At 36.5% G+C, this 26465-nt stretch carries 20 protein-coding genes; 12 read left to right on the forward strand and 8 right to left on the reverse strand.

What is annotated here, in order from left to right; genetic code table 11:
- Positions 1–2 precede the first annotated feature (2 nt).
- Entirely contained in the window at positions 3–464 is a 462-nt protein-coding gene (locus M902_RS07805; protein ID WP_021267246.1) for a hypothetical protein, read from the reverse strand.
- A 118-nt stretch (positions 465–582) separates the two neighbouring features.
- Between M902_RS07805 and M902_RS07810 the strand changes: the two genes are divergently transcribed.
- On the forward strand, positions 583–1389 hold the full coding sequence (locus M902_RS07810; RefSeq protein ID WP_021267163.1) for a TIGR02147 family protein: 807 nt from the start codon (positions 583–585) through the stop codon (positions 1387–1389).
- On the opposite strand, the gene M902_RS07815 is transcribed toward M902_RS07810, so the two are convergent.
- From M902_RS07815 to M902_RS07825, 3 genes are all read right to left on the reverse strand, one after another.
- Entirely contained in the window at positions 1379–4219 is a 2841-nt protein-coding gene (locus tag M902_RS07815) for a S8 family serine peptidase (RefSeq protein WP_021267384.1), read from the reverse strand. The two genes, M902_RS07810 and M902_RS07815, sit on opposite strands and share 11 nt — an antisense overlap.
- Positions 4216–7344: a hypothetical protein gene (locus M902_RS07820; protein ID WP_021267309.1), complete on the reverse strand. Its 3129-nt coding sequence runs from the start codon at positions 7342–7344 to the stop codon at positions 4216–4218. The genes M902_RS07815 and M902_RS07820 overlap by 4 nt, the downstream gene beginning before the upstream one ends.
- Before the next feature lie 145 nt (positions 7345–7489).
- The gene (locus M902_RS07825; RefSeq protein WP_021267398.1) at positions 7490–8335 is read right to left on the reverse strand and encodes a hypothetical protein; all 846 of its coding nucleotides are present in this window, start codon (positions 8333–8335) and stop codon (positions 7490–7492) included.
- Positions 8336–8666: 331 nt separating this feature from the next.
- Here M902_RS07825 and M902_RS07830 point away from each other — a divergent pair, with 331 nt between their 5' ends.
- The 8 genes from M902_RS07830 to M902_RS07865 are packed head-to-tail and all read left to right on the forward strand — an operon-like array spanning position 8667 to position 16795.
- Complete coding sequence (locus M902_RS07830; RefSeq protein WP_021267252.1) at positions 8667–9314, forward strand: GbsR/MarR family transcriptional regulator; 648 nt, start codon at positions 8667–8669, stop codon at positions 9312–9314.
- A complete protein-coding gene (locus M902_RS07835) occupies positions 9311–10555 on the forward strand; it encodes a beta-ketoacyl synthase (protein ID WP_021267391.1) in 1245 nt (414 codons plus the stop codon). The genes M902_RS07830 and M902_RS07835 overlap by 4 nt, the downstream gene beginning before the upstream one ends.
- A 33-nt stretch (positions 10556–10588) precedes the next feature.
- Positions 10589–10834: an acyl carrier protein gene (locus tag M902_RS07840; protein ID WP_021267153.1), complete on the forward strand. Its 246-nt coding sequence runs from the start codon at positions 10589–10591 to the stop codon at positions 10832–10834.
- A 47-nt stretch (positions 10835–10881) separates the two neighbouring features.
- Positions 10882–12273 (forward strand): NAD(P)/FAD-dependent oxidoreductase, encoded by a 1392-nt coding sequence (locus tag M902_RS07845; protein ID WP_040314511.1) that lies wholly within the window; start codon positions 10882–10884, stop codon positions 12271–12273.
- Positions 12274–12288: 15 nt separating this feature from the next.
- Positions 12289–13317: a 3-oxoacyl-ACP synthase III gene (locus tag M902_RS07850; protein WP_021267235.1), complete on the forward strand. Its 1029-nt coding sequence runs from the start codon at positions 12289–12291 to the stop codon at positions 13315–13317.
- Positions 13317–14198, forward strand: coding sequence for an alpha/beta fold hydrolase (locus M902_RS07855; RefSeq protein WP_021267325.1), 882 nt, complete (start codon positions 13317–13319; stop codon positions 14196–14198). The genes M902_RS07850 and M902_RS07855 overlap by 1 nt, the downstream gene beginning before the upstream one ends.
- Positions 14182–15813, forward strand: coding sequence for a fatty acid CoA ligase family protein (locus tag M902_RS07860; RefSeq protein WP_021267199.1), 1632 nt, complete (start codon positions 14182–14184; stop codon positions 15811–15813). The genes M902_RS07855 and M902_RS07860 overlap by 17 nt, the downstream gene beginning before the upstream one ends.
- A 4-nt stretch (positions 15814–15817) precedes the next feature.
- Entirely contained in the window at positions 15818–16795 is a 978-nt protein-coding gene (locus tag M902_RS07865) for an NAD-dependent epimerase/dehydratase family protein (RefSeq protein ID WP_021267146.1), read from the forward strand.
- Here the strand turns inward: M902_RS07865 and M902_RS07870 are convergent.
- Both M902_RS07870 and M902_RS07875 read right to left on the reverse strand, forming a co-directional pair.
- Positions 16772–17569 carry an undecaprenyl-diphosphate phosphatase gene (locus M902_RS07870; protein ID WP_021267213.1) on the reverse strand — a complete coding sequence of 266 codons (798 nt, stop codon included), beginning with the start codon at positions 17567–17569 and terminating at the stop codon, positions 16772–16774. The genes M902_RS07865 and M902_RS07870 overlap by 24 nt on opposite strands.
- A 21-nt stretch (positions 17570–17590) precedes the next feature.
- Complete coding sequence (locus M902_RS07875; protein ID WP_021267346.1) at positions 17591–19249, reverse strand: hypothetical protein; 1659 nt, start codon at positions 19247–19249, stop codon at positions 17591–17593.
- Positions 19250–19485: 236 nt separating this feature from the next.
- Here M902_RS07875 and M902_RS07880 point away from each other — a divergent pair, with 236 nt between their 5' ends.
- The 3 genes from M902_RS07880 to M902_RS07890 are packed head-to-tail and all read left to right on the forward strand — an operon-like array spanning position 19486 to position 25597.
- Positions 19486–22668 (forward strand): hypothetical protein, encoded by a 3183-nt coding sequence (locus M902_RS07880; RefSeq protein WP_021267204.1) that lies wholly within the window; start codon positions 19486–19488, stop codon positions 22666–22668.
- Between the two features lie 48 nt (positions 22669–22716).
- Positions 22717–25065 (forward strand): lipoprotein, encoded by a 2349-nt coding sequence (locus M902_RS07885; protein ID WP_021267287.1) that lies wholly within the window; start codon positions 22717–22719, stop codon positions 25063–25065.
- 22 nt (positions 25066–25087) lie between these two features.
- Complete coding sequence (locus M902_RS07890; protein ID WP_021267225.1) at positions 25088–25597, forward strand: hypothetical protein; 510 nt, start codon at positions 25088–25090, stop codon at positions 25595–25597.
- Here the strand turns inward: M902_RS07890 and M902_RS07895 are convergent.
- Together M902_RS07895 and M902_RS07900 are read right to left on the reverse strand one after the other, a co-directional pair.
- A complete protein-coding gene (locus M902_RS07895; RefSeq protein WP_021267188.1) occupies positions 25587–26054 on the reverse strand; it encodes a hypothetical protein in 468 nt (155 codons plus the stop codon). The genes M902_RS07890 and M902_RS07895 overlap by 11 nt on opposite strands.
- Positions 26055–26103: 49 nt before the next feature.
- A complete protein-coding gene (locus M902_RS07900; RefSeq protein WP_021267353.1) occupies positions 26104–26406 on the reverse strand; it encodes a cytochrome c in 303 nt (100 codons plus the stop codon).
- Positions 26407–26465: the final 59 nt, after the last annotated feature.

A 26465-nucleotide genomic window follows, 5' to 3' on the forward strand; every position in this document is an offset into this window, starting at 1 on the left:
AACTAGAAGCATTTAATAGAGTTATTTGCACCATCTTCGTTTTTATAGCTGACAAAAATCTGGTCAAGGTTTTCATCGTATTCTACTTTTACGAAATAATTATCAAATACTCCTGAAAACATGAATCGACTTTTCATCGATACGAATACAGATAAGTAAATTGTATTTTCATCGGGACTCTCTAGCTCAGCTTGACTAAGAGAATAGATATTAAATTTCAAATCATCGGCCTCAATTGATAAAGAAGCTTTTTGTCCATCTAAACAAACTTTCTTATAGTCTCTTTTGATGGTATCCATAACGATCTCTTCAATCTGCTCAGCTCCCCAGCCAGTTTTTGCACCCCAGCCAGTCTTAAAATCAATATCAATCTGATTATCCATATATGAGAATGTCTTCTCAGTAGAAATTAGTGCAAAAGCATTAAATGAGATAATAATAGATAGTAAAATTGATTTTAGCATTTCTTTCCCTCATGTATGATGGGTTATTTATCCTATACCAAGGCATTTTCATCAAGTAAGTATGTAATATATTTAGGTAGTTGCTAAATAATTTAATCAATCTGTCGATATGTAAACTATGGAAATTAGGGGTATAGACCTATTTAGCTATATTGATTATCGTCAGTACTTGGAAGATATCTATCTAGGACGTAAATCTGTCGATAAGAAATATACATTTGGCCGTTGGGCCAAAGAGCTTGGGATATCAAGTGTCTCAGGGCTGACCATGATTATCAAAGGACAAAGACATCCTGGGCCTCAAATCACGGCCATGTTAATTAAGAACCTCGAGTTAAGCAAGAAAGAAGCAGAGTTCTTCCAGACCTTAATTGATGCCAAGAAAAACTCTAAGGGCGATGATGAAACTTTTAAGGCAATTGTTGAAAAGCGTACTTCAGATGTAACAAGGGCCGATCGCCAAGTTGAATTTAAATGGGAAATGGCACTATTAAGAGAAATGTTAAAATGGAGCGACTTCAAGACTGCTAAAGACATTAACACAAAGAAAATGATCTACAAGGGGCAAGAAGACTACTCGCACATTTTAAAGCAAATGAAGAGTGCAAAGATCATTAATGTTGAAAATTCGAGACTATACTTAAATAAAGAGTACGTTCCACAATACAAACTTGATATGTCACAATTTCTACCTCTTCATAAAGAGATTTGTGATCTATCTGCAGATAGCTATTACCTTCCCAAAGAGCAAAGAGTCTTAGAACATTTTCTTATAAATGTAAAAAAATCCGATCTTCCTGAAGCAAAGAAAAAGATTATGAAATTCATTGATGAGTTCACAGAGGAATTTGACTGTGAAAGCGGAAATAGTGAAGAGCATCAGATATTTACCTTGTCGACACTCTTCTTTCCATTTACTTCTTAGTCATAATATTAGAAATCATGATACTTGAAAACTTTCCAGGCCCCAGACAATGTAGCCTTACTTGCATCTGCTTTTCAATCTGAGTGTGACCAATTAGTGCACACTGAGAAGGAATGGCATAGTTATATTTAAGCTTTTTACTAAGCTTATTATCGTGACTTGTAATTAAGCGAATATTGTCTCCAAAGAGCCTCTGCATATCAGTATAAATTGCCCCTTTAGAAGAACTCAGTTGCCCCATCTGAAAGATCTGAGAGAAGTTTCCACCAGGAAAGCTTGATTCTCTATTGATGGCAGTCTTTGAAGAGCTAATAATGTTCTTCCCATCAGTTACCACGAGATGGATATGATATCGTCCTTCGATATAAATCGAATAATATTGTTCTTCTTTGTACACGGCCAATATTGATGCTAGTGGATCATTCCAATCACTCTCAAATTTTAATGTACGTCTACCACTAGAAAGTTTAAATGAAAGCTTATTTAACTCTTGTTGGCGTGTAATCAAATACTCACTAATAAAATCACCATCTATTGTCGAACGAACAGTCGCTATATTTGATTGGTGAATTTGAAGAGATCTCCCCTTTTTTACAATTTCAAAATGATGAGTATCATTAAAGATAATCTCATAATATTCATTGAAACTAACTTCACCAAGAGCGTAGATAATTCTGACTTGACCACTATTTTGAGATTCTTTATCTTGTTCAAGAAATGAAACAAATTGTAATTTTTTAAAAAAAGGAAGATCAAGTATATCTCTAATTTTTGAATCAAACTGATAAGACTCTAACGTTCTAATTTCTAACTTCACCTCATCATCTTGAAGTGATGGCAATAAATAGTAAGGCCTCTTTTTTTGTATATTATTTAAAAAGTCGACTGGATCTGTATTATTATCAACTTGCGGTAATTCAAAAATCTTACTTACAAGTGGGACCAAGATAGTACCAAGCTTAGTTGTTTGTGTTTTTATAAAATTAAAATAAGGACGACCTCGATTAAAATCCAATCCTCCAAATTGTGTAGCATTTAAGCTCCATCTAGAGTATTCACCAAATAGAGGCCTTCCTTGAGAATCAAAAGATTCAAGAATATACTCACGATTATTAGATGATGTACCGTAGACAAGAATATCTAGTTGTCCATCGAGATTCATATCTACTTTCATGACACTAATTACTTTTATATCTTTAGAGAAATTAACCTGAAATGGCCTAAAATTATTTGCCTCTTCAGACAAGTAGAAAATACTCTTTAATGAGCGATTATTTAAAACAAAGTAGTCTTGTGTACTTTTGTTAGCATCAAACTCAATAACCTTTTGTAACTGAGAACTTTTTATATTTGGCGCGATTCTTAACAGGGCCCCAGCTGCAATCTTGGAGACCTGTTTTTTAGAAGAAATAGGAAGTGGAACAAAGAATTGAGCATCAAATGACTTTTCAGAAATAAGATTTTCATCTTTTTGTAAACTTAACTTAAGCCCCTGCCAAGTATCAATATCAAGGTTTGGTATTACTGAACTTAATTGAACTCGGTTTAATCCTTCTTTTAATGAAATTTGGCGACAAGTTCTTCCACTATTAATGACAATTGAACTTAGACAAATATTTGCATCTTCAAGTTCATACTCCGAATAAATATCAAATCCTAGAGTAGCACCAAAGCTCTTAGCAGCTAACTTATCAATTGTAATACTATCTATTTCTTTTGTTAAAAAGACTGGAGGCAATGACTTATTAGAACTGTCGTCAAATGAGTTAATAAATTTTTGATAGTCAGCAACGAGGAGACCAGATTCGGATAAAGTTCTTGAATATGACTTTAATCTTGCTAAAAAATTATAGCTATTAATACCAAGGTCTTTTACCTTGGCCGCTGCCGCAAGAGCAGTAATATGAGCAATTGAAAATGATGTTCCCGTTTTAACATCATAATTCCCAACACGTAGAACTGTTGATTCCATATTTGAAGGGATTGTACCAACAAGCTTTTCACCAGGTGCATAGATGTCAACAGTTTGGCCATAATTAGATGAAGACACTTTTTGACCTTGAATATCAATTCCACCAACACAGACAACACCGTTATAATTACAAGGAAAGATATTTCTTCTTTTGTTATTATTTCCCGCCGAAGCAACGACAATGACATTTTTCTTTAAAGCGTAATCAATTGCACTAACAACCTGAGGTGTCTCAATAACCTTTGGGATCCCTAGAGACAAATTCAATACCTGTGCACCATTATTTACAGCAAAAGCAATGGCCTTGGCCAAATAGCTAGAAACAACTTTTCCATCATGAGTAAAGCCTCTGAAATTTGTAATTGCCTTAATAGGCATAATTTCGATACTCTCAGGCAGTAGTCCATCAATACCAACGTTATCTTTTTTTCCCGCCAAAAGACCCGCAACAAAGGTACCGTGACCAATTTCATCAGAGACATTTCCATTTCCATCAAGAACATTATAGCCTTGACAAGGCAGTGCCTTTTTCTCTTCTTCACTTTTACCGATACAACCTGGGTAATACCAAATATTCTCCTTAATTTCAGGATGGTTTACATCAACACCGGTATCAATCACTGCAACAACAACCTTGTTACTGCTAAATTGATCAAGCTGATTCTTATTAAAATAGTTAATATCGATTCCTTTAATACCATCGATATTTTCAAATCCTAGCTCTGAGGTCTTTCTGATATATGATTGACCTGTATTTTTAATATTCCACTGTCTTTGCGATAAATCGATACCAAAGCTACTTTGAGCAATTATAGAGAATAAAAGGAGAGAAAGAGCTACGACTTTATTATAAATCATTTCAGAGTCTCCCTATACCAAAGGCCAAGAACTTCGGCCTTGATCATTCCAAGTACCTTAACTAGCTTATTAATTGGTCCGCCAAAATTTCTCGAGTTTATTTTCCCGTATGAATTTCCCACAATAGGCTTCATCATCAACTCACTTCCAACACGATATCCAGATAATTGGGATTCAATATAAATATTATCTTCACCAAAAAAATCAAGAAGTGTCTTTGCATCAACATACTTAGCAAAATAATGTCCTACGTGGGCCAGGCACCTAAGTCCTTTTTGCGTTTTATTCTTATTTAAATATTTATTACACCAATAAAGCTTACTTCTAATTGGATCAAGATCTCCACAGCGTAGCTTTTCAGAATTTGTATTAGCATTATTATCGTTATCTCTACCACCACGTCTAAAACATCTTCTAATCTTCATTTTACGAGAAATCATATCGAGATCTTTAGAAGTAATTGAAAGAATTCTCTTTACTGATTTATCGAAAAAATGAACCTTACTTTCTAATCGTACAAAGTGCATATCTCCAGCGTCATTTGCATCTGACGGAGTGTAGAAGTCAAGATTGAAGGCCTCATTCTCTTTTCTAAGATACTTCTTAATTGTCTTTTGTTTCATGATGGCCTTCTCATGAGTCTTACGATAATACATATATAACTCGTTCATATTATCGAGAGTGACCTTGGCGTCAATATCGCTTAACTTTGATTCAAATCTTGTTTCATATGTCGTCGCAGCACCAAAAAGTTCCTTTCCAGGGTTTTTGTAATAGTGTTTTGCTTCTTCAATCATAGGTATGTAGCTCTTATCAAAGCTCACTTCTAAGTTATTAATAAATTTCTTTAAATTATAAGCTGCAACATTCTTTAAAAATTTACCAACAGCAAACCCGTCCATCTCTCCAAATGTTGATGAGATCAATTTAATATTAACTTGGTCCTTAATCTTCACAAAGAGTTCTGTGATAGATTTAAAGGTACGAGAAACGAAAAATAACAAATTTAGATTAAAAGTCTTATCTTTCGATTTATTATAAACTTGAATATCTTCTGGCCCCATTGCCTCATTAGAGCGATCTCTTAGTATCGATAAAAACTTTGCAGCATTTTTTGAAAACACTAAATCATCTTGTTCTGGGTCCATATTTATTTCATAGAACTTTAAGTCAAGATTCGATTTAATTGTTGCTGCTTCACCCATTATAATTGGAATTAAATATGAAATCCCTCCACGAGCTCTAACTTCCTTTACATTGGCCTCATCATAGTAAATTTGAAATTTATACTTTGATTTTCTCGTAATATGTATTCGCGATAATTCTTTATACTTAGTACTAATCGAACCATATCCATTGGCAACACCAAAGAGAGGAGCATTTAACGATAGGGTTATATCAGGAACAACTGATGTAGATATAATAATCGACTCTCCAATTCCGAAGTTTTGAGAGATATCATTATAAATTGCGTGTAGTTCCTCTCTTCTTGTTTCATTATCGAGATCTGAAATATTGATCGATTCTTTCAATCTTTTTTCGATATTACGTAGAGTCTTACCTACAAGCATATTCTTATAAGGAGTTTTTATCGCCTCCCTAAGATCTTGAAGTGGCCTTACATGAGTGTAGCTTGTATTGATTCCAATATTTGGAAATACAGAACCACCAGTCGTTTGCGAAATAAATCTTTCAAGCCCAATAAAAAGACCTAAATTTGTTGTAAATCCAATTGTATCTGCAAGTTGAACGAAGTTATCCGTTCCTAGGCTTTGTCCTACAACTACGTCACGGCCAAAGATAATATTACCTCTAACAACAGGCGACTTCCATGAAGAAAAAGGAAGTGGTGGAAACTGTCCATGCTCTGCGAAGTAATCAAGAGCAAAGTCCTTATTGGCAAGAAAGTCTTCTTGTAACCACTTCACTTTTGCCTTTGAAAGATCAAAAGCACTTAAACCTTCACTAATCTTTCCAGTAATCCATTTAAAAGTACTACTTTGTGCCTCTGAAAATAGAAAAGCTGGTATATCGTCCATTGGAGACTTACTGGCCCCAAAACTAAATTGCCCAGCATAACCCGCAAAGTTGTGTGGAATGAGAAAGCCATCTTCAACAAGAGGATCTTCGATATCTTTACTATACTCTATAAGAGGAGCATCTATTTTTAATGTTGAAATAAGGTTATTTCGACGTCCGATAATTTTTTCGATTAAAAGCTTTTCAACAACTTTTGGATAATGAGACTTCTTAACAATTTGTGTGACCTCATGACGTCCTAGCCTCCCAATCAACCTTGCAATCCACTTAACATCATCATAGGTAGCACTAAAATCAGTTGAACTTGGATATTCAAATAATAAATGATCATTTTTTATCTTTAAAAAGTTAAAAGAAAATTTATTAATCGATTCCTCTAAATTTAGAAGAGAATAAACAACAATTAAACTTCTAAGAGTTCGAAGATCTTTAGTGTCATTAATTGAAGTTAGGGCAACATCATAGAAGTCGTCTTCTTTAGGGTGTCTAACAAAGATGTCTTTTAAGACGAGGTAGTCGCTTCCCTCTTCAACTAGCCAATTCTTGTAAGAAGCTCCCAACTTAATAACAAGCTCTACATCTTTAAAATAATCTTTTTGTTTTTCGTCCTTAAAGTTAATTCTTACGTTCTTAAGATATTTAGAAGTAGGAACAACATAACCTAAACTTCTAAGTAAATTCTTTCGAAGAAGAATTGTATGAAGTGTTTTCGAAAGGTGAACTTGAAAATTACCTTCATTATTTTGAGCATTAAATCTAAGAACTCCTGCTGGTGAGCTGATAATACCAGAGAAGTTTAATGAATCAGAATCATCGATTGGTAAAAGCGCATCGTCTTTGAATCGAGAAAAATTATTGGCCCCATTCCATAGATTTGATAGGACAGGAGAAAGTGTTGAGAGATCAACTCCCTCAGCTTGTAATTCATAGGCCTGCTCAGAATCAATTGCCCCATATTCTATGCTATAGAGATCAGATGCCGGCAAAGACTCACCGTTTATTGCAACAAGGCCATCAGCGCCGTAAACCTTGGCCGCTAAGATAAATATTACTAATATTAATATACTTAAATTTTTAATTTTCATTACGCTCTAAAGTAACAATATTTGGTGTTAGAGTGCGATCTTATGAAAGAACTACAAGTACTGTATAAACGCTGTACATGTTCAAAATAAAAGGGCCTATTCAGGCCCTTTTAAATGTGTGGTATTTTGATATATTTTCGATACTTTATAATTCAATTGAAAGTAGCTCTGGAAGGATAACATCCTCGATATTTTGAGTTGTTGTTCCAAGGTGTCCAGCAACATCATCAATGACTTGCTCACGTGCACCTAGATCATTTTTAGCGGCCATAAACTCTTCAATCGATTTTCCCGTGAAGTGCTTGATATTATTTGCAATAGCCTGCTGATCTTGCTCAAGAAGTTCTCCATCTTTTGCATTTTCAAGCATTTTCTTAATTTCCTTTTCCATTGTTACAAGAGAGAGTGCTTTGTCTGCAGGAAGTTTGAATGCCTGTGAGTAAAGAGATGCTTTGTTAAACATTTGAAGCTCATCATCATTTGCGGCCATTAAACCTGTATCCATAGTCTCTTCTTCGTCTTCATAGTAGTAACCAGTGTCAAAACCTTCGAATACTGGGTCACCAAAAACATCTGATCCTACGTAGTCAACAATTTCATAATCGTCTCCCCAACCGTCACCGATAATTCCGAAGTCCCACGCATCATCAGATTGAACATCACGGAATTCGTCTGCAAGGCCCTGATTATTTGAGTAGTAGTCCCAATAAGCAAGAGTTCTTAGATATGTAATATCGACTGCTACGAATTCATTATATTTAGCATCGAAGTAAACAAAGAAGTCTTCTCTTAGGGAATCATACTGATCCTTTTCGAGAGTGTTTAGGTCATAGTAGTAAGGATCAACACTATTTAGTGCCGATACAAATCCTTGAGCTGTCACGTATGGAGAAGTGTATTTACCATAAGTAGACGATGAACCAGAGCCTCCACTTCCACCGCAAGAAACAAGTAACGTACCAAGTGCTGCAACCGCTAATAATTTTTTCATTTATACTCTCCCTCAATAAAATTACACCTCTACTATTCAGCAAGGCCAGTCATTTATAAAATCTTCTTGATTTTAAAATTAGAATAATGAAACTAGTTCAAGATTCGTGCCAATTTTTATCTCACAAACTTGATGTATTTAGTAGCATATTGGCCCTAAATTGGATTTTTTACAGGTGCTTTTAGAGACTGTTATAGAATCTGGTTTCAAGACGCACCTTGCATGGCATCATCCAACACACTGCCTCCTAAATATGTATTAGGATCCTTTTAAGATTGACCACTTAGATAATATTACTTATATTTTATTTTTAAAATATAAGGTCGTTAATATGGAAATTGATCGCAATATAATTGAAGAAGGTCTACTTGAGTATCTACCTCACTATGAAGCCTTTTTTTCAAAAGTAGGATTCAAAAGAATTGAAGGTGCAATCTTTGGTGTCTTGGTCTACTCTCCAAGGCCTCTTGCTTCTGATGAGATCGAAAAAATTCTAGGTCTATCACAACCTGCCGTATCTAGTGCCCTTAAAACCTTATCGACATATAAGATGGTATTAACTACTGACCATCCAGATATTAAGCGCATGAAAATCCATGAGGCCAATGATGATGCTATCAATATCGTCTCTAATATTGTCAAAAAACGCGAACTTGAGATTATTGAAGAGTTTGAAAATATAACTGCGGAATCTCTAAAGCTTGTTCATGATGAAAAAAGGAAGAAGCGCTTAGTAAATATCCTAACAACCACTCGCTTTGCTAAGTCACTTAGCGAATTTATCATCTCAATCAGCAAAGAGCTCGACAATCCTTATATCGCCATTGAGAAATTTCCAATGGTAACAAAAGTCTTAAAAAATTCTTTTACAGATATCAATCAGATCAAAGCAGGAATTACTTCAGGACTAAAGAATTCTTTCTTAAATATCGTATCGAAAATAGAAAATGAAAAACATAATAATGGAGTCAATAAATGAACCTATCAAGAGTCGTTATCACAGGTGTGGGCCTAACTGCACCAAATGGAAATAGCTTAAAAGAATTCCGTTCAGCACTTTTAGAGCAGAAGTCAGGAATCACTTACGAAGATGTACGCTTTATGGGACAGATCCCTGTTGGTAAATGTGACTTTGACGAAAGAAAACATCAAAAAGGTAAAATGAGAAAACGTGGAACACGTGTTGGTGGAATCTCTGTTTACTGCTCAAAAGAAGCATTAGACGATGCTGGATTAGATATCAATTCTATGGATAAATCTCGTATTGGGATTTATCTGGGAATTACAGAACATGGCCCAGTTGAGACAGAGGAAGAATTATTCCAATTCTATAAGAATAACGATGAGAAGCCAGAGCTATGGACTCATCACCATAACCCAAGAACAGTTGCCAATGCTCCAGCAGGAGAGGTTTCGTTAAACCTTGGGATCACAGGCCCACATTATACAATTGGCGCGGCATGTGCCGCTGGAAATATGGGGGTTATCCAAGCAGTTCAAATGCTTCAACTTGGTGAAGTTGACCTTGCCCTTGCTGGTGGTGTATCAGAATCATCTAATTCATTTGGAAATCACGTATCTTTTAAAGCTCAAGGCGCACTAGCAGATTACCCAGAAGATCAAACTCGTGCTTCTCGCCCATTAGATAATAATAGAAATGGAATTGTTATCTCAGAAGGTGGATGTGTTTATACACTAGAGCGACTTGAGGACGCTCTTGCTCGAGGTGCAAAGATTTATGGTGAAATTGCTGGCTACCATACAAATAGTGATGCAACGGACTTTGTACTTCCAAATCCTGAGCGTCAAATGGAATGTGTCCATAAGGCCATCGCCAAAGCGGGAATTACGATTAACGATATTGATCTTGTAAATCTACACGCTACAGGGACAAAGATGGGAGATATTCAAGAAGTTGCAGGTATCAAAGAGGCATTCAAAGACTCACCAGAAGTCGCTGTTAATTGTACGAAAGGCCTAATCGGTCATGCGATGGGAGCAGCTGGAGCACTAGAGTTGGCCGGTAACCTTCCAAGTTTTGAAGACGGGCTTGTTCACCCATGTCACAAGATCGATGAAATTGATCCAGAGTGTGCCATGGATCAACTCGTTCTTGAAGCACCACTAAAAAAAGACGTTAAATATATCCTTAATAACTCATTTGGTATGTTAGGGATCAATTCAACTTTAATTATAAAGAAATACGAAGCAAAAGCTTAATTTTAAAAATCATTGAAAAGACAGGAGATTAAAATGACACCAGAACAAGTAAGAGAAATCGTAGTTAATATTATCGCAGACATTGCAGTTGATGATGATGTAACAACAATTGATGATGCAACTCCACTAAGAGATCAACTAGACCTAGATTCTATGGACTTCCTTGATATCGTTATGGAACTTAAGAAACAACACTCGATTGAAGTACCTCAAGAAGATTACCCAGAGCTAGCTTCTATGAATTCTTGTGTTGCTTACCTTACACCAAAATTTCAATAAGCTTGATAAGGGCCACTTAGGTGGCCTTATTTTTAAAAGAAATAATTATGACTCAAAAATATGATGTAATAGTAATTGGCGCTGGAATGAGCGGCCTTGCAGCAAGTATAAGGCTTGCAATGTTTGGTAAAAAAGTCGTCTGCCTTGAAAAGCATTCAATCTCTGGAGGGCTCAACTCATACTACAGACGTGGTAAGAGAAATTTTGATGTTGGCCTTCACGCCCTTACAAATTTCGCCCAAAGAGGAGAAAGAGGAAGGCCTCTTACAAAACTTCTTAAGCAACTTAGAATCCCTTGGGCAGAGCTTGCTCTTATTGAACAAAAGCAATCAAAGATCATCTTCCCAGAAACGAGTCTTACATTTACAAACGATTTTGCGCAACTAACGCAAGACATAGCAGAGAAGTTTCCTGCATCCATTGATGAATTCAACCAATTTGTCGCCTATATTAGAGACTTCAATGAAGTCGCCCTAAATAATGAAACATTCATGGCAAAAGATGTTGCCAGAAAATATATAAAGAACGAAAAGCTTATTTCCATGATCTTTGCACCACTTCTGATTTACGGATCAGCATGGGAAGATGATATGGATTTTTCTCAATTCGTAATCATGTTTAAGAGTATCTATCTAGAGGGTTTTGCAAGACCAGATGGTGGTGTTAGGAAGATCATTAATCTCCTACTTGATAAGTATGAAGGACTTGGGGGTGAACTTCGTTTTCGCGCAGGTGTTGCATCAATTAACACAAGTGACAGTGGTAAAGTTTGCAGCGTCACTCTTGAAAATGGTGAAGTACTTGAGTGTGATAAGGTCATCTCAAGCATGGGCCATCCAGAAACAATGGCCATCACACAAGGGCAAACTGTACAGAAAATTGCAGTTGGGCCAATGACATTTTGTGAAACGATTCTCTGTCTAGATGAGCGTCCAAAAGACTTTGATATGAATGATACAATTCTCTTTTACAACGAAAGAGAAGATTATCAGTATCGTGGGCCAAGTGATTTCATCGATAATAAGAGTGCCGTTATTTGCTTCCCAAATAACTTTGCTAGTGATGATAGTGACGAAGGAGTTATTCGTCTGACTTATATGGCTAATTATGAAAAGTGGAAGGAATTAGTAAACACAGATCGCAAGGCCTATCTTGCCATGAAGAATGAAGTCTACGAACAATCACTTCAAACATTGAAGAATATCTATCCAAATGCATCACTGGATGTGAAATTTAAAGACGTCTTCACTCCTCATACAATTGAGCGCTACACTGGCCATCTTCGTGGTTGTGTTTACGGTTCAACAGATAAGTTAAGAGATGGAAGAACTCCAGTAGACGGCCTATATCTTTGCGGAACAGACCAAGGCTTTCTTGGCATCATTGGTTCCATGTTAAGTGGTATTTCCATGGCAAACCTTCACGGACTAATGGAATAAAAAGGAAAAGATTAAATGAAATATAATAATGTCGTTATAGAAGACTATGCCTATATTGAACCGCCAGAGATTCTAACAAGTGATAAGTTAGAAGAATTACTTGGGCCAATTTATACAAGGCTTAAGCTTCCTCATGGAAGGCTTGAGCTAATGACAGGAATCAAGTCTCGCGGCTTTTGGCCAAACTCAACAAGGCCAAGTTCTATTGCAACAGAGGCAGGAAATAAGCTCTTAGATAAGCTTTCAAAAAAAGGCATCAAAAAGGGCGACATTAACCTTCTTATTAATTCAAGTGTCTGTCGTGATTTCTTAGAGCCTTCCACGGCCTCAGTTATTCACGCAAACCTTGAAATGCCTAGTGAATGTATGCTCTTTGATATCTCAAACGCCTGCCTTGGAATGGTAAGTGCATGGGAGATTGTGGCCAATATGATTGAAACCGGTGCCATCAAGCGTGCTATTATTCTTTCTGGTGAAAATAGTGCTCCATTATTGGATAATACAATAAAGACACTTAATGAAGATCAAAGCATTACAAGAAAGTCTGTAAAGAAGTACTTTGCGAACCTGACTATTGGTTCAGCAGGAGTCGCCTATTGTCTTTCTCACAAAGATGAAGCACCAAACGCTCCTCGTATCACTTCAATCACAAATCGCAGTGACTCTAAGGCCAATAAGCTATGCCAAGGGGATGGAAATCCTGAATCACTTGTTATGGAAACAGACTCAGAAGAATTATTAAAATATGGAAAGGCCTTAGCAAAGAAAACATTCGATGATTCAGGCCTTAACCCAAAAGAAATCGATATTGTAATTGGCCACCAAGTAGGAAAGGCCCATAAAGAAGTTGTCCTAGGAAAGTTAGGACTTAATAAGCATGATACCTTTGATACATTTGATACACTTGGAAACACTGGATCAGCTGCCCTACCAATTACCCTTGCCAAGATGAATGACGTTAAGGGAATTGAAAAAGGCAAGAAAATTGCCCTTGTTGGCATTGGATCAGGACTATCTTGTTCTGTATTGGGAGTAACTTGGTAATGAATATGACAGTAAATACATGGCAGCATGAATACCCATTTAGAAATAACTTCTTTGAAATTGATGGAAAGAAATACCACTACCTAGATGAAGGAAACCCAGAAGGTGAAGTAATAATTATGCTTCATGGAAATCCAACATGGTCTTTCTATTACAGGAATATTGTCAAAGAGCTACAAGAAGACTATCGCTGTATCGTACCAGACCACTTTGGTTGCGGACTTTCAGACAAACCACAAGATTATGATTACACATTAGAAAATCATATTGATAATGTTTTAAAATTAATCGACCAACTAGAGATAAAAATATTCAAGCTCTTAGTTCATGATTGGGGTGGCGCAATTGGAATGGGTGTTGCGACTTCAAGGCCACAAGCAGTGACAGGTGTCATCCTACTTAATACTGCGGCTTTTAAGTCTCTTGATATTCCAAAACGTATCGCACTTTGTAAGCTTCCAGTCATTGGAGAGCCAATGGTTAGGACTTTTAATGCCTTTGCATGGCCTGCTACATTTATGACAACGACAAAGCCATTAGCAAAGCATATTAAAGAAGGTTATCTTCACCCATATAATAATTATGCTAACCGAATTGCAACAGCTCGATTTGTTAAAGATATACCTTTATCAAGTAGTCATCCAACATATGCAAGACTTTCACAAATTGAAGATAATCTTAAAAATGTAACATGCCCCAAGATGTTTCTTTGGGGTGCACAAGATTTTTGTTTCAACATGAAATTTCTTAAACGTTGGAAAGATTTCTACCCAAATAGTAAGTATGTCGTTTATGAGAATGCTGGCCACTACGTAATTGAAGATGAAAGAGAGAATTGTCTTAAAGAAATAAAAGGTTTCTTAAATGAATATCGCGCATAGGATTGAAGACTGGGCACAGAAAACACCTGATAAGGTTTGCATCAAGTTCCCAAGAAAAACTGGAAGCGGTTACCACTATGATGAACTCTCATTTAAAGAATTTAATGATCTAAGCTCTCATTACAGTGCAGCTTTAAGTCTAGAAGGTATCCAAAAAGGAGATAAGGTTCTTCTCTTTGTTAGGCCATCATTTGATTTCCCGGCCCTTACATTTGCTCTATTTAAAATTGGTGCAATTCCTATCTTAATAGATCCGGGAATGGGATTAAAAAATCTTTTCAAAGCAATTAAAGACGCAAGACCAGACTATTTAATTGCTGTTAATATTGTTCATATTCTAAGAATGTTTAAAAAGGACAGCTTTAAGACTATTAAGAAGTTCTTCACGACAGAAGCTAAAATCCTTCCACACTTAACAACAATAAGATCGTTAAAAGAAAAGGATCAACTTGAGTATGAAACACAAAAAGTAGAAGGTAGTGACCTTGCTGCCATTCTCTTTACTTCAGGAGGAACAGGAAGACCAAAGGGTGTTGAGTACACACATGAAATCTTTAATCGTCAAACAGATGTATTACAAGAGTTATTTGACTTAACACCTGAAGACGTCGATGTTCCGGGCTTCCCACTCTTTTCATTCTTTACAATGTCCATGGGTATGACAAGTGTGATTCCTGATATGAATCCAAGTAAACCTGCAAAGTGTAACCCAGAAGCACTTGTTAAAAATATCAATGATAATGGTGCCACTTTTATTGCTGGGTCTCCAGCGATCTGGGAGCGTGTTGGAGACTATCTAGAAAAAACAAATCAGACTCTTAAAAGCGTAAAGCATATTGTCATGTTTGGTGCTCCTGTTAGAAATGAAGTACATGAGAAACTAATAGCGCGCCTAGAAAGAGAAGATGCAGATACGTACACACCATATGGAGCAACAGAGTGTTTACCTGTTAGTTGCTTTAATGGACGAGAAGTCTTAACCAACACACAGTTTGAAACGGCACAAGGTGGTGGTACTTGTATTGGACGAGCTTGCCCAGGAGTAGAAGTTAGAATCATCAAAGATGTCGATGGCGCAATTCAAGACATTAAAGATACAAAGCAACTTGCTACGGGAATGGTCGGAGAAATCATCGTACGAAGTAAAACAGCTACTGCTGCCTACCATGAACTTCCTGACAAAACGAAAGAAGCTAAAATTTATGACGGTTATACTTTTTGGCACCGAATGGGTGATCTTGGAAAGCTAGATACTCAAGGACGTGTTTGGTTCTTTGGTAGAAAGGCCCATCAGGTAAAGGCCCATGCAACGACATATTATCCTATTTCAACAGAGGCCATTTTTAATAAGCATCCACAAGTTAATAAATCTGCACTAATTTGGATTCTTAGAAATAATCGAGTGCGTCCAGCACTAACAATAGAGCCAATAGGTAGAGTTCTCAATAAGTCTAGACTTAAACAAGAGCTTAAAGTGATGGCCAATAAGTATAGTCACACAAAAGATATCGATGAGATTTTTATTTGTTCTAAATTCCCAGTCGATATTAGACATAATATTAAAATTGATCGCAAGGCTTTAGCTCAAATGGCCCAGCAAGGAAAACTGAGGTAATAAAATGAAAATTCTTGTCACTGGTGCTACAGGCTTTCTTGGCCATCATATTGCGAAAGACCTTCTCAGAGAGGGCCATGAGATCATTAATTTCTCAAGACGTCACACAAGTGAAATCCAAGAGCTTGGCATAAGAACACATCAAGGTGATTTAACAAATTTTCAAGATATCAAAGAGGCCCTTAGAGATATTGACGCTGTTTTTCACGTTGCCGGAAAAGTAGGTATGTGGGGAAGGAAGCAAGACTTTGAAAAGATCAATATCGACGGAACAAGAAATCTTCTAAAAGCAATGAAGGAAGTTGGTGTTAAATACCTGGTTTATACAAGTACACCTAGTGTTGTCTTTGGAAAAGAAGAAATTAAAAATGGTGATGAGTCACTTGCCTATCCTGAAATCTACCTTAATGAATATGCAAGAACAAAATCAGTTGCAGAAAGACTTGTCTTAGAATCAAATTCTGCACAGCTATTAACAACTGCAATTAGGCCACACCTCATATACGGTGAAAGAGATAAGAATATCATCCCTACTTTAGTAGAAAGAGCAAAGAGTGGACGTTTAAAGATTATAGGACAAGGCAATAACTTAGTGGATATCAACTATGTTGAAAATGCTTCACTAGCACATGTTATGGCACTAAAAGAACTTATAGCTGAAGCAAAGAATCAAGGAAAAGCTTACTTTATTGGCCAAGAGCGTCCAGTAAATCTATGGCACTTTATCAATGAGATTTTAATGGCAAAAGGTGTTGCACCATTAACAAAGAAAGTTTCGTTAAAGCTAGTTTATTTTATTGGAGCAATTTGTGAGTTCATTTACAAGGTAATTGGCAAATATGAGGGACAGCCGGCAATGACAAGATTTGTGGCCTTACAAATGGGAACTTCACATTACTTTAAACATGACAACGCTCTAAAGGACTTTGGCTACTCCCCTAAAATTTCAATTAAAGAATCAATTGAGAAGATAAAAAACTAAAGCACTTAAAACTAGCCTGTATATTAAAAAGTATCCAAACTGGATTCTCTTAATTAGCTTCATAAAAAAGTGAATTGTGGCAAGTCCTACGGCAAATGAAACGACAACACCTACAACACAACTTAGTACATCAAATTGCGCTCCCTGAGGATTGCCCATAAGGTTATATGTCTTCAACAAGAAGGCCGCAAAGATTAATGGCAGTGAAAGTAAAAATGAAAAAGAAGATGCATCTTCCTTTGATAGCCCCAAAAATCTCGCTGCAGTAATCGTAATTCCCGAACGAGAAACCCCCGGAAAAATAGCAAGCACTTGAGAGAGTCCTATCACAATTGAAGAGGAGGCCCTAAAGCCTTCCATATTCTTATTTGTTTTTCCAATTCGATCTGAAATGAAAAGAAGAATTCCAAAAAAGGCCAAGTTAAAAGCAATAAAGACTTCATTACGGCCATAGCTTTCGGCCGTTGATTTTAAAATAAGTGCAAAGAATCCTGTAAAGAAAGTTGCGATTAGATAGTTTTTAGTGAAGTTGTCACAATATTTCCCGGGTATAAGAAATAACACGGCATTTTTTACGATTCTTTTCACATCATTAAAGAAGTAAATCCCTACGGCCAATGCCGTACCAACGTGCATGGCAAGGTCAAAGAAAATACCAGGGTCTTTAAAATCATAGATAAAAGGTAAAAGTGCGAGATGCCCTGAGCTAGAAACTGGTAAAAACTCTGTTAGCCCTTGAATTATTCCATAGACGACTGCCATCCATAATGTCATCCCTCAACTTCCTTTGTTATTTTAACGCTTGCGTTGGCGCTTATTCTTTTTAGAGCGTGTCCCCTTTTGTGGAGATTTCTCAAATGTCTTCTTCGTGTTGTCTTGTGAAAGCAATTTAATATCTTTTAATTTTAGAGCAAGAAGGATGTCATTAAAACCTTTAATTGTGGCCTTCGAATAAGAATTCTTATTTTTTTCCATGGCCAATTGAAAAACAAGACTAAAACGTTGTAAGGCCGAACGAACACTAGAAATATAATCATCATTTTGTGACTCGAGGGCCCTTTTTGCATCTATTCTAAAGTAATCCACAAGATAGTTTTCTAGACCTCTTGTATAGTCGTTTGTTAGCTCAACCTCTGTATTATTTGAAATTAAATCAAAACCAACAAGCGGATTATAGATTTTATCTTTTACCCAAGTATGTAGCCGTTGATTTACTTTTTCTCCCCATCTCGCTTTAAAGAAGAGTGTATTTGAGAAAGCTGTTTGTGCCTTGTCATTATCAAGATTTCGATCCCAAATACTTTTGTAGACAATTGGCTTCAATAAAGAAAGACTAAAGAAAGTTTCACGATATATTATATTCTCACCTGAGTAATCCTTTTTCCTAATGAGAATATTCTCACCGCTTTTGATAAAGTCGATATAGTTATCATTGGTAATCTCAAGTAACTTCTCTAATTCAATCTTAAGCTGAAGATAAGGAAGAAATTGAAAATGTCCCTTTAAAATGAGTCTTGGGATACTCTTATAATTTACGAGGAAGGCGTTTGAAATAAGTTCAAAGAGCTCAAGACTCGCCCTACTACTCAGGTAGTAAAGATCATCATCTCCCCTTTTTGACAGTTCTAGCACTTTACTCAACTCTGGATAATACAAATCAAAAAGAAATAAATTATCACGCGCAATCTTTACAAGAGAATAGAGATCGAAGCGTGATGAAATTTTAAAGATACCCTTATTTTTAAGCTCTGTATCCCAAATCGATATCAATGGACGGTAAATCGTTTTTGAATCAACTTTTCTAATTTCAAAGCTAGGTCTTATGGTAAATCTTGAATTATCTAAATTGGTAAAACTTGAAAACCCGAGTGTTGTGGAGCCAATTTCAGCGAAAGATTCAAAGTCAGTTATCTCTCCTTCAACAAAAGTTTTTAGGCCAAAATCAACAAACTGATTACTAAATAATTGCTGCTTATACATTAGTGCACTAAATGGTGTAAGGCCAATTGAGACAACACAGATTATTGTAGCGACTAAGTAAGATAAAACTTTTGACCTGTAAGTTATTCTTGAGGCCGTCAGTCTTACACTTATTGGTGACTCCACCCCTCTTGCAAAGATATCCAAAAAGAGACGTACAGGTAATAAGATTAATCGCATGATTGCACCTAATCTTTTTTGTATGGCCGAGCCCGCAGCAAGTCTAACACCACAAACATATTGACCGAGTGTAATACTAAAGAATAATGAGCAATAGAATACGTAGAGAAAATATGTAATCAAGTAGACATAAAGATGTTGGATTGAAGTACCAAGATTTTTAATATTAAAAATTGCATTTGTAATAGATAAAATAAACTCACTACCCAAGAGCCCGTAGCTTATAAATAAGCAAAGACATAAATCAATAATGGTTGCAGTAATTCTTAGGTAGCGATTTGTATAAAATGTCATAGATAATTCAACCAACGGCCACTATTTTTGGCACTCAAATTTTAAATATTCTCAATTATAGAAGTATTTTAACACCATGAAATCTCATGTTCCATCACATAAAATCAGCGACTTATTTGCACCCTTTAGGATTTATTTAACCAATTTATTAGGTCAAGCATCAATTCATTAATAAAATAAAGAAAATTACTAAAATGTCGATAAGTATAAAGCATTGAATTGACAGGGGAAGTAAAGTGAAAAGATTAACGAAGGCCAAAGAGCAAAATAACTTAAGAAAGAATGGAACAAGTTCCTCTTTCAAAAAAGTTAAAGTCAGCGTAATGGCGTTAACACTTATTCACTCATCTATTCCGATGAGCGCATTCGCTTTTAAGAAAAATGGTGAGTCTTGGGCAGAGTTCACAGCCGGCTCGGGAATGAAAACAGTTATTGGTGGCCTGAACATGATTGGGGATATCTCTCAACAAATGCACAACCAAGGCCGTCTATCAAATACTGAGATCCAAGCTCTTCAGGCATTTAATAAGTCAAAGTCCGATGCTCAACAAAAGCTTCAGTCAAGAAGAATGCACCCTGCATTTAACTGTCCTCTTGCCCCAGAGCCAATTCTTGCACCAAACGGAGCCTGTAATATTGGTGGGAACCTTAAGATTCCTGAGCAAGCACTAGAATTTGGACAAAATATTTTAAATGAATACACAAGCTTTCTAAAACCAAGAAATACTCCTCCATACGTTGGTTCTCAATGTATTGAAGATGGGATGAAGAGTATTCAAGATAACTTTGCATCAATGACTTCTCAGTACGATCGTATGATTGAACAATTCGAAGCAGAACTTAAAAAAGTAGCAGAGATTCAAAAGAAAAATAGAATTAAAATCAAAGAAATACACGCCCTACTTAATGGTGGTGGAAATAATGTAAGCCAGGACTTCATTAATACAGACTTTAATAAAATTATGCCAGCATCATGTGTGGAAGCATATGATGTAAACAAAATTATCAAGAAACAAGGTGGACTTGTTGGCCTAAAAGATAGAATGAGTAGTGATGATCGTAAGGCAAAACGTTTTAGAGGAAGCTCTCTTATTACAATGAGAAATCAAATTGAATCTGATAAGAAAAAAGTTGCTCTAAGGCTTGAAGCTGGTGGGTATGATGAAGCACTAAGAGAAGACCTTTTTAAAGGGACACAATTTGCGAACCTATTTTCATCAGCAAGAACTTTTGCAGCTCAAAACACAACAGCGAAACTTAAGAAAGTCCAAACGATGCTCTCAAGCCTAGGTGTTAGTGATGCTGACCTACCAAAGTTTGATGATCCAAGCTTTTTAATTAAAGTTGATCGCCTCGCTTCAAAATCAGAAGATTCGTACAAAGAAAAGTTTATTATTGACTGTATGACTGGAAAGAATGCTGCTGCATACTCGACTCCAATAAATCAAGCAGTAAACTCATTTGATAATGTAAAACTTGGAAACCAAGGTGACACTCTTTCATCATTTAAAAGAGCTGCATCTAATGCATTCTCTGATCCAACATCTCTATCTTCTCTAGATAGCGTTGCAAACTCATTTAACAACAATGATATTAGAATCACGGTCTCTAACAGCAGTGGAAATAGCGTGACAAAATCAGCTAAGGAATACTACAGCGATATCAAGAATGAATGTGTGGCCATCTACAATGGTGATCTAAAACCAGCTGGAGATGTAGCAAATCTTGAAACATACCGAGCAGAAGCAAAAGCTCTAAAAGAAGAAGCTAAAAAACTTCAGTCTTTAACAAAGAGAACACTTGCTTCAGAAGGTAATGGAAGCATCATGGCGGAAATTGATGAGCTAATTTACAATTGTAATGGAAATGCTGTTGAACTTAGCAAGTGTGGGCCAGATGTATATGAAACATCTAGTAAATCATTTTGTGTAACTCAGGCAGCAGCTTGTTCAGACAACGTAAATACATGTGCTACTTTCACAGAAACTCTTGTGAATGCAAAGACAGCAGAACTTAAGCAAAAAGCAGATACTTACAATGCACAAATGCAACAATATGAAGACAAAGCAAAGGCCTTAATGGCACAAATGCAATCTCATATGCAAAAAGTTTCTGATCATGCATACAAGAATATGTTCCCTAACCTAACACCAGAAATGGCAAGAGCATATGGAATCCCTGCTTCATCTGGTCTTACATTTGGAAAACTTCAAGACCTTGATCAACCAATGGATGAAGCTGAAACAAAAGGTATCCTATTAGAAAAAGATCCTGAAGCTTTCATGCGTGACCTACTAGCAGGAATGAACGGCAATAGTGCAAGCATGAGAAATGATCTTAACAAGTGGTTCGAGAACCAGAACACTCACTTAGCTTCACAAGTAGAAAAGATCAACCAAAGCCTTCAAGAAGAAAGAGGAAAGTGGCAAGAGTTCGTTTCAAATTGTGCAACTGCCATAAATGATCGAAACCAAGCAGCACAAAAAGCAGCGAAAGAAGCTGGTGAAAAAGCTGCAGAAGCATCACAACAACAGGTTGAGTTCTGCTATAAATTAAAAGGACTACAGGATTCAAGCCCTGGCCCTGGTTGTACAGGTGACAATAATGCAAGTGATCTATACTCAGATGCAACAGAAATTGCTTCCATCCTTCAAGCACAATCAGGAGCACAGTCGCCTCTTCAAATGGCAATGAACGGAGGCTCTTCAAGCACTCTAATCTTTGAACAAATTTCAGAGTATAAGAAACTATGTGCAAGCGCATCTGCTGAAGGAAGTATTCCATCAGATGGAGAATCAAAGGATTCAACAAATAGTGGTAAATCTCTTGCTCAGCTACAAAGCGCTTGTTCCAATAGCGGGCAAAATGATGATCAACTGATCACTTCCCTAACAACGAAACTTACGGATAACCTTTCAGAAGAGGAAAGTAAGTATAAAGATGATATTGAAAACTTTATTAACGATGGCACACAGATTGGAGATGATGCACTTAAAGTGATCTCAGATAAGAACCTAATTATCGCTCAACAAATTCAGTCTCTAAAAAATAGGGCCGCTGAGATTAGTGAAGACTATGACGGAAAAGGTCTTTGTAAAATGCTTTCATCAGGGCGTGACCAATATGTTGGAAAACTATGTGACTCAAAGGCCGATACAGCAAAAGAAGAATGTATTACTAGAGAAAGAAGAGACTTTGAAAAAGATAAGCTAGTTGCTTTAGGTGTTGCATACGAGGCAAAAATTATTACTCAAATTAGCTCTCCAGGACTTCAAAGTGAATGGAACCGTATTGGTGAGAAATATAGTGGAACAGCTTGTGCGGCCATTAATGGATCTCAATATGGACAAAAAGGGTTTATTCCAGGGCTTATTGAAAAAATCGATCGTGACTTAGCGTCAGATGGAATGATTCAGTAGCTCTATAGATTAGAAGAATATATTGATTCAAGGGCATGGGAGGCCTAATTGAAATTTGTGGTACGTATAGTTAAAAATAAAAAAGAACTACTTCATACACTAGGGATTATAGGGTGTATCAGTATCCTTACAAGCTCATGTGTGGTCGATCAGGCTTCTTCATCACGAGAAGGCTCAGGCGGTTCTGCGCTAAGTAATACTCAAGATACTGTATCAGCAAATTATGGACGTGTTTTAACGGCCAATCCCCTAGTCCTTAGTGATTACACTGCAGATGAGAATACAGACCTTTCAACTCTAATCACTCGCTCACCTATTTATATTACCAGTAATGAGTATTTAACAAAATCTTGCTCACTGATTGGAGACTGTCTAGAAGTAACAGAGGATGCCGGAGTTTCGGCATTTCAAAATGAATCAAGAAAATGGGCATTTCCTGTTACTACTACTGAATTCTTACAAATCAACGCTTTTTATCATACGGCAAAAGTCATCGATACCTACCTGGGTGATATTACAACATATGTCTTTGACCGCCTTAACCAAGTCTCTTACGACTCATCAGTTCCAACAAATACTGATTTACATAAGGCCTATTGGAATGCTTCAAATAAAGCAAAACTTGTCGTTCATGCCGATGCAAGTCTAAGAAAGAACGCCAGCTTTGATCCAAGTAATTTCCTTATTAAACTAGGTTATATTCCTGGTTATCAAAATATCAAGATGGCCCAGGACCCATCTGTTATTTATCACGAATTTGGTCACGCTATAGTTGATCGTCTAATGAACCATAGAAACAGGGCCTTCAATGCAGCATTTTGTTTAAATACACAAAACCCAGTTTGCCTAGAAGAGTCAGCTCTTGGTTATTTTGGACACGATGAGGCCTACTCGATTAATGAAGGTATTGCCGATTACTTCTCTTACTTCACTAACAACAGAGAACATATGGGAGAATGGGGCCTAGGAAAGTTCGCAAATGCTTCACGCCCTATCTCAGAAGACGATTCAATGCATATTGCAGGGATCTCAACCGATGAAGACTCAAGACTTAGTTATCCAGAATATCTCGGATACGATGTATATAATACGGAAGCACGTGTTGACGATATCCACGTTGATGGCCAAATTATCAGTCACCTACTTGTTGCTTTAACAAAAGAACTTAGTAATCGTTGTACAGGAAATATTGGTGATGCCAAAAAGCTAGTTTTCTACGCTCTTGTGGAGTCATTAGGTGAGCTTGGAGACCTTTCAGCGCAAGCAAAAGATGGACTATCTGGGCAAATCAACCTAGATCAAGACTATGCAAAAGAATGGCTTAAGTCGGTAAACCCGATTAACTTCAGACGCTTTTCTCAATCACTTGCTCGAAATGTCTACAATATCACAAATAGTCAGTACAACCTTTGTACGTACCAGAACTTCTCTAAGGACAACTTAGAGCAGTTATTCGATTCATACGGATTACTACTTTTTAGAACTTATAATAATAACTTCAATTCAGTTTCAACAACAAATATCACTGTTAACCCACTAAATCGTAAGAAGACGGAACTTATTAACAAAAATCTTCTTGTTAAAGATACACGCTCTTCATACTCATCATTGAGTGTATTTGATATTCGTTCGTCAGTATATCAAACAATTCAAAATCAAATGGATGTTGGAGAAGTAACGACGGTCGATGCAAGATATAACAATGGAAATGGCAAGGTTTCACCAGGAGAGATCGTAGGACTATTTGTTAGCGTCTATAATAACTCAAGCTCTATTATGGCCGGAACCAGAGTACTGGCGTCAGATTGGGCCCATATGCAAGATGGTGTACCTTGTTCAAACTTAAGTGATGGCTACCCTTCTATTTCTCAAGGCGGAAGGGTTTGTGATCCATTAAGTGAGACAAACTATAACGATACTGGAAGAATCATGCCTGTATGTATGCTTACATATAATGACGGCACAAGTACAAAACTCCTAAATCAACATGAGTTCTTAAAGAAAATGAAATCAGATATTGGACTACTTGAAAAAGACTGCTTAGGACAAGGTGAAGATCGCACGCAAGATGATTTAAATAATTGCTTTGTAAAGGCCATCCCAAGTACAAATGTACAAAACATTCCTTTCATGGCACCAAAATCGAACTGGCAAGAGACAATGCAAGCAGAGCAAGGAACCCCTCTATTTACAGACTCAAATATTATGTTCTTTGAGATCAATAAGAATATCCCTCTAGGGACAGAAGTTTCATGTCGCCTACGTATGACATTTGCAAACTGTGAAGATTGTTACCACGATCTGACAAGTACTAATTATGATGACTTCAAAGATTTTGAATTTGCAGGAGAAGAACCTTTTAGCATTTTAAATATTAACTTTACGGTTGAGCAATAGAATCAATCAAAAGAAGGTCTAGATGAAAAAGTTTTTACTATTTTGTAGTATCTCTTTAGCAGCACTTTTTATTATCTCTTCATATCAAAATGAAGGAAAGTCTAATTCTAAAGAATACTCTTCCACTGGTGGTAAAAACGAGCACCGTTATCAAGCACGAAAGCATCATCACGGACACAAACATCACTCTCGAAAGATTGCCTCTGTACCAACACCAGATTTTCCAAAAGACGATTCAAACGCAAATGAATCCTTAACAGACGTTGCCAAAGAATTGACGAAAGAAGATATCGCTGTAATCAAGAAAGTAAAAGAAAACCTCCCTATATTAGCAGACAGTGAGTTTGAAATCGTCAAGAGACTAAAGATTACTAAAAAGAGTATTTACATCGTCAATCGAGATGTAAATGGTATGCCACAATCATTTACAGCAATCATTGATAATACAACTGGGAGAATTGAAAAGAGTTGGGGAAAAACTCGCTATGAGTCTCCCCTAAGCACCAGACACTATCCAGCAACTACTTACTGACTTGTTTGATCCACTCTGTCGTGTGACCGTTATTTCCAAGACGACGTGCTGTCTTTTCGTAACCATGACTTTCATTTAGAGAATATTGTCTGAAATTATCAATTGAACAAAAGTGAACAATCTCTTTTACATCAAACTCTTTGGCAGCCTGTTCAAAGAAGTCCATAATTCTGTGAGAAAAACCACTTCCACTGTGCTGCATCTTGATTGATGTGTTCTTACAAAGAAGCTTATCATCTTCCTTCTTCACAAAGGCCGCAGCAATAATTTCTTCCGATAGATTTACTGAATAAAGCTGCCATCCGTCAGATAATTCTTTCTTAATATCATCTAATGTCCATTTAAAATCTGGACTATCAGAGAATGCCTCGACGTTATAATCGTAAACGTCTTTTACTTTCTTTTGAGATGTAACTGACTCAAAGCTTAATTCGCCTAATTGAATGGCCTTTACCATGATTCCTTCCTAGTAAATAATATTGAAAAAAACTGAGATCTTTCTACTATTATAGCGTAGAGATATAAGCAGCAAGATCTTTAAAGTCTGAGTCGTTCAGACCTTTAATAAATGGTAACATATCTGGGTTCTTTCTTTCACCAGTTTTAAACTGAACAAGTGATGAGTAAATATACCAGTCGTACTGTCCCGCAATACGAGGAGCGTTCATCGACTTCTTTCCTTCTCCATTATCACCATGACATGAAATACAGCGTGAGTATAGAGTCTTACCTTTGGCCGCGCTTTGAGCGTGAGCAGTATTCATCGAAAAAATACCTAGTGTGATAAGTGCAAGGGCCGTTAACTTCATTCTAGTTCCTCTTTTATAAAATCTATTTTTTGTTAATTTTCTTTACCGTATAGCTATCT

It is taken from the genome of Bacteriovorax sp. BAL6_X, from assembly GCF_000443995.1.
Classification (GTDB): Bacteria; Bdellovibrionota; Bacteriovoracia; order Bacteriovoracales; family Bacteriovoracaceae; genus Halobacteriovorax_A.

Excerpts from the sequence above, each read along its gene's own strand:
- M902_RS07805 (WP_021267246.1), bottom strand. The coding sequence starts at position 464 with ATGCTAAAATCAATTTTACTATCTATTATTATCTCATTTAATGCTTTT.
- M902_RS07810 (WP_021267163.1), top strand. The coding sequence starts at position 583 with ATGGAAATTAGGGGTATAGACCTATTTAGCTATATTGATTATCGTCAG.
- M902_RS07815 (WP_021267384.1), bottom strand. The coding sequence starts at position 4,219 with ATGATTTATAATAAAGTCGTAGCTCTTTCTCTCCTTTTATTCTCTATA.
- M902_RS07820 (WP_021267309.1), bottom strand. The coding sequence starts at position 7,344 with ATGAAAATTAAAAATTTAAGTATATTAATATTAGTAATATTTATCTTA.
- M902_RS07825 (WP_021267398.1), bottom strand. The coding sequence starts at position 8,335 with ATGAAAAAATTATTAGCGGTTGCAGCACTTGGTACGTTACTTGTTTCT.
- M902_RS07830 (WP_021267252.1), top strand. The coding sequence starts at position 8,667 with ATGGAAATTGATCGCAATATAATTGAAGAAGGTCTACTTGAGTATCTA.
- M902_RS07835 (WP_021267391.1), top strand. The coding sequence starts at position 9,311 with ATGAACCTATCAAGAGTCGTTATCACAGGTGTGGGCCTAACTGCACCA.
- M902_RS07840 (WP_021267153.1), top strand. The coding sequence starts at position 10,589 with ATGACACCAGAACAAGTAAGAGAAATCGTAGTTAATATTATCGCAGAC.
- M902_RS07845 (WP_040314511.1), top strand. The coding sequence starts at position 10,882 with ATGACTCAAAAATATGATGTAATAGTAATTGGCGCTGGAATGAGCGGC.
- M902_RS07850 (WP_021267235.1), top strand. The coding sequence starts at position 12,289 with ATGAAATATAATAATGTCGTTATAGAAGACTATGCCTATATTGAACCG.
- M902_RS07855 (WP_021267325.1), top strand. The coding sequence starts at position 13,317 with ATGAATATGACAGTAAATACATGGCAGCATGAATACCCATTTAGAAAT.
- M902_RS07860 (WP_021267199.1), top strand. The coding sequence starts at position 14,182 with ATGAATATCGCGCATAGGATTGAAGACTGGGCACAGAAAACACCTGAT.
- M902_RS07865 (WP_021267146.1), top strand. The coding sequence starts at position 15,818 with ATGAAAATTCTTGTCACTGGTGCTACAGGCTTTCTTGGCCATCATATT.
- M902_RS07870 (WP_021267213.1), bottom strand. The coding sequence starts at position 17,569 with ATGACATTATGGATGGCAGTCGTCTATGGAATAATTCAAGGGCTAACA.
- M902_RS07875 (WP_021267346.1), bottom strand. The coding sequence starts at position 19,249 with ATGACATTTTATACAAATCGCTACCTAAGAATTACTGCAACCATTATT.
- M902_RS07890 (WP_021267225.1), top strand. The coding sequence starts at position 25,088 with ATGAAAAAGTTTTTACTATTTTGTAGTATCTCTTTAGCAGCACTTTTT.
- M902_RS07895 (WP_021267188.1), bottom strand. The coding sequence starts at position 26,054 with ATGGTAAAGGCCATTCAATTAGGCGAATTAAGCTTTGAGTCAGTTACA.
- M902_RS07900 (WP_021267353.1), bottom strand. The coding sequence starts at position 26,406 with ATGAAGTTAACGGCCCTTGCACTTATCACACTAGGTATTTTTTCGATG.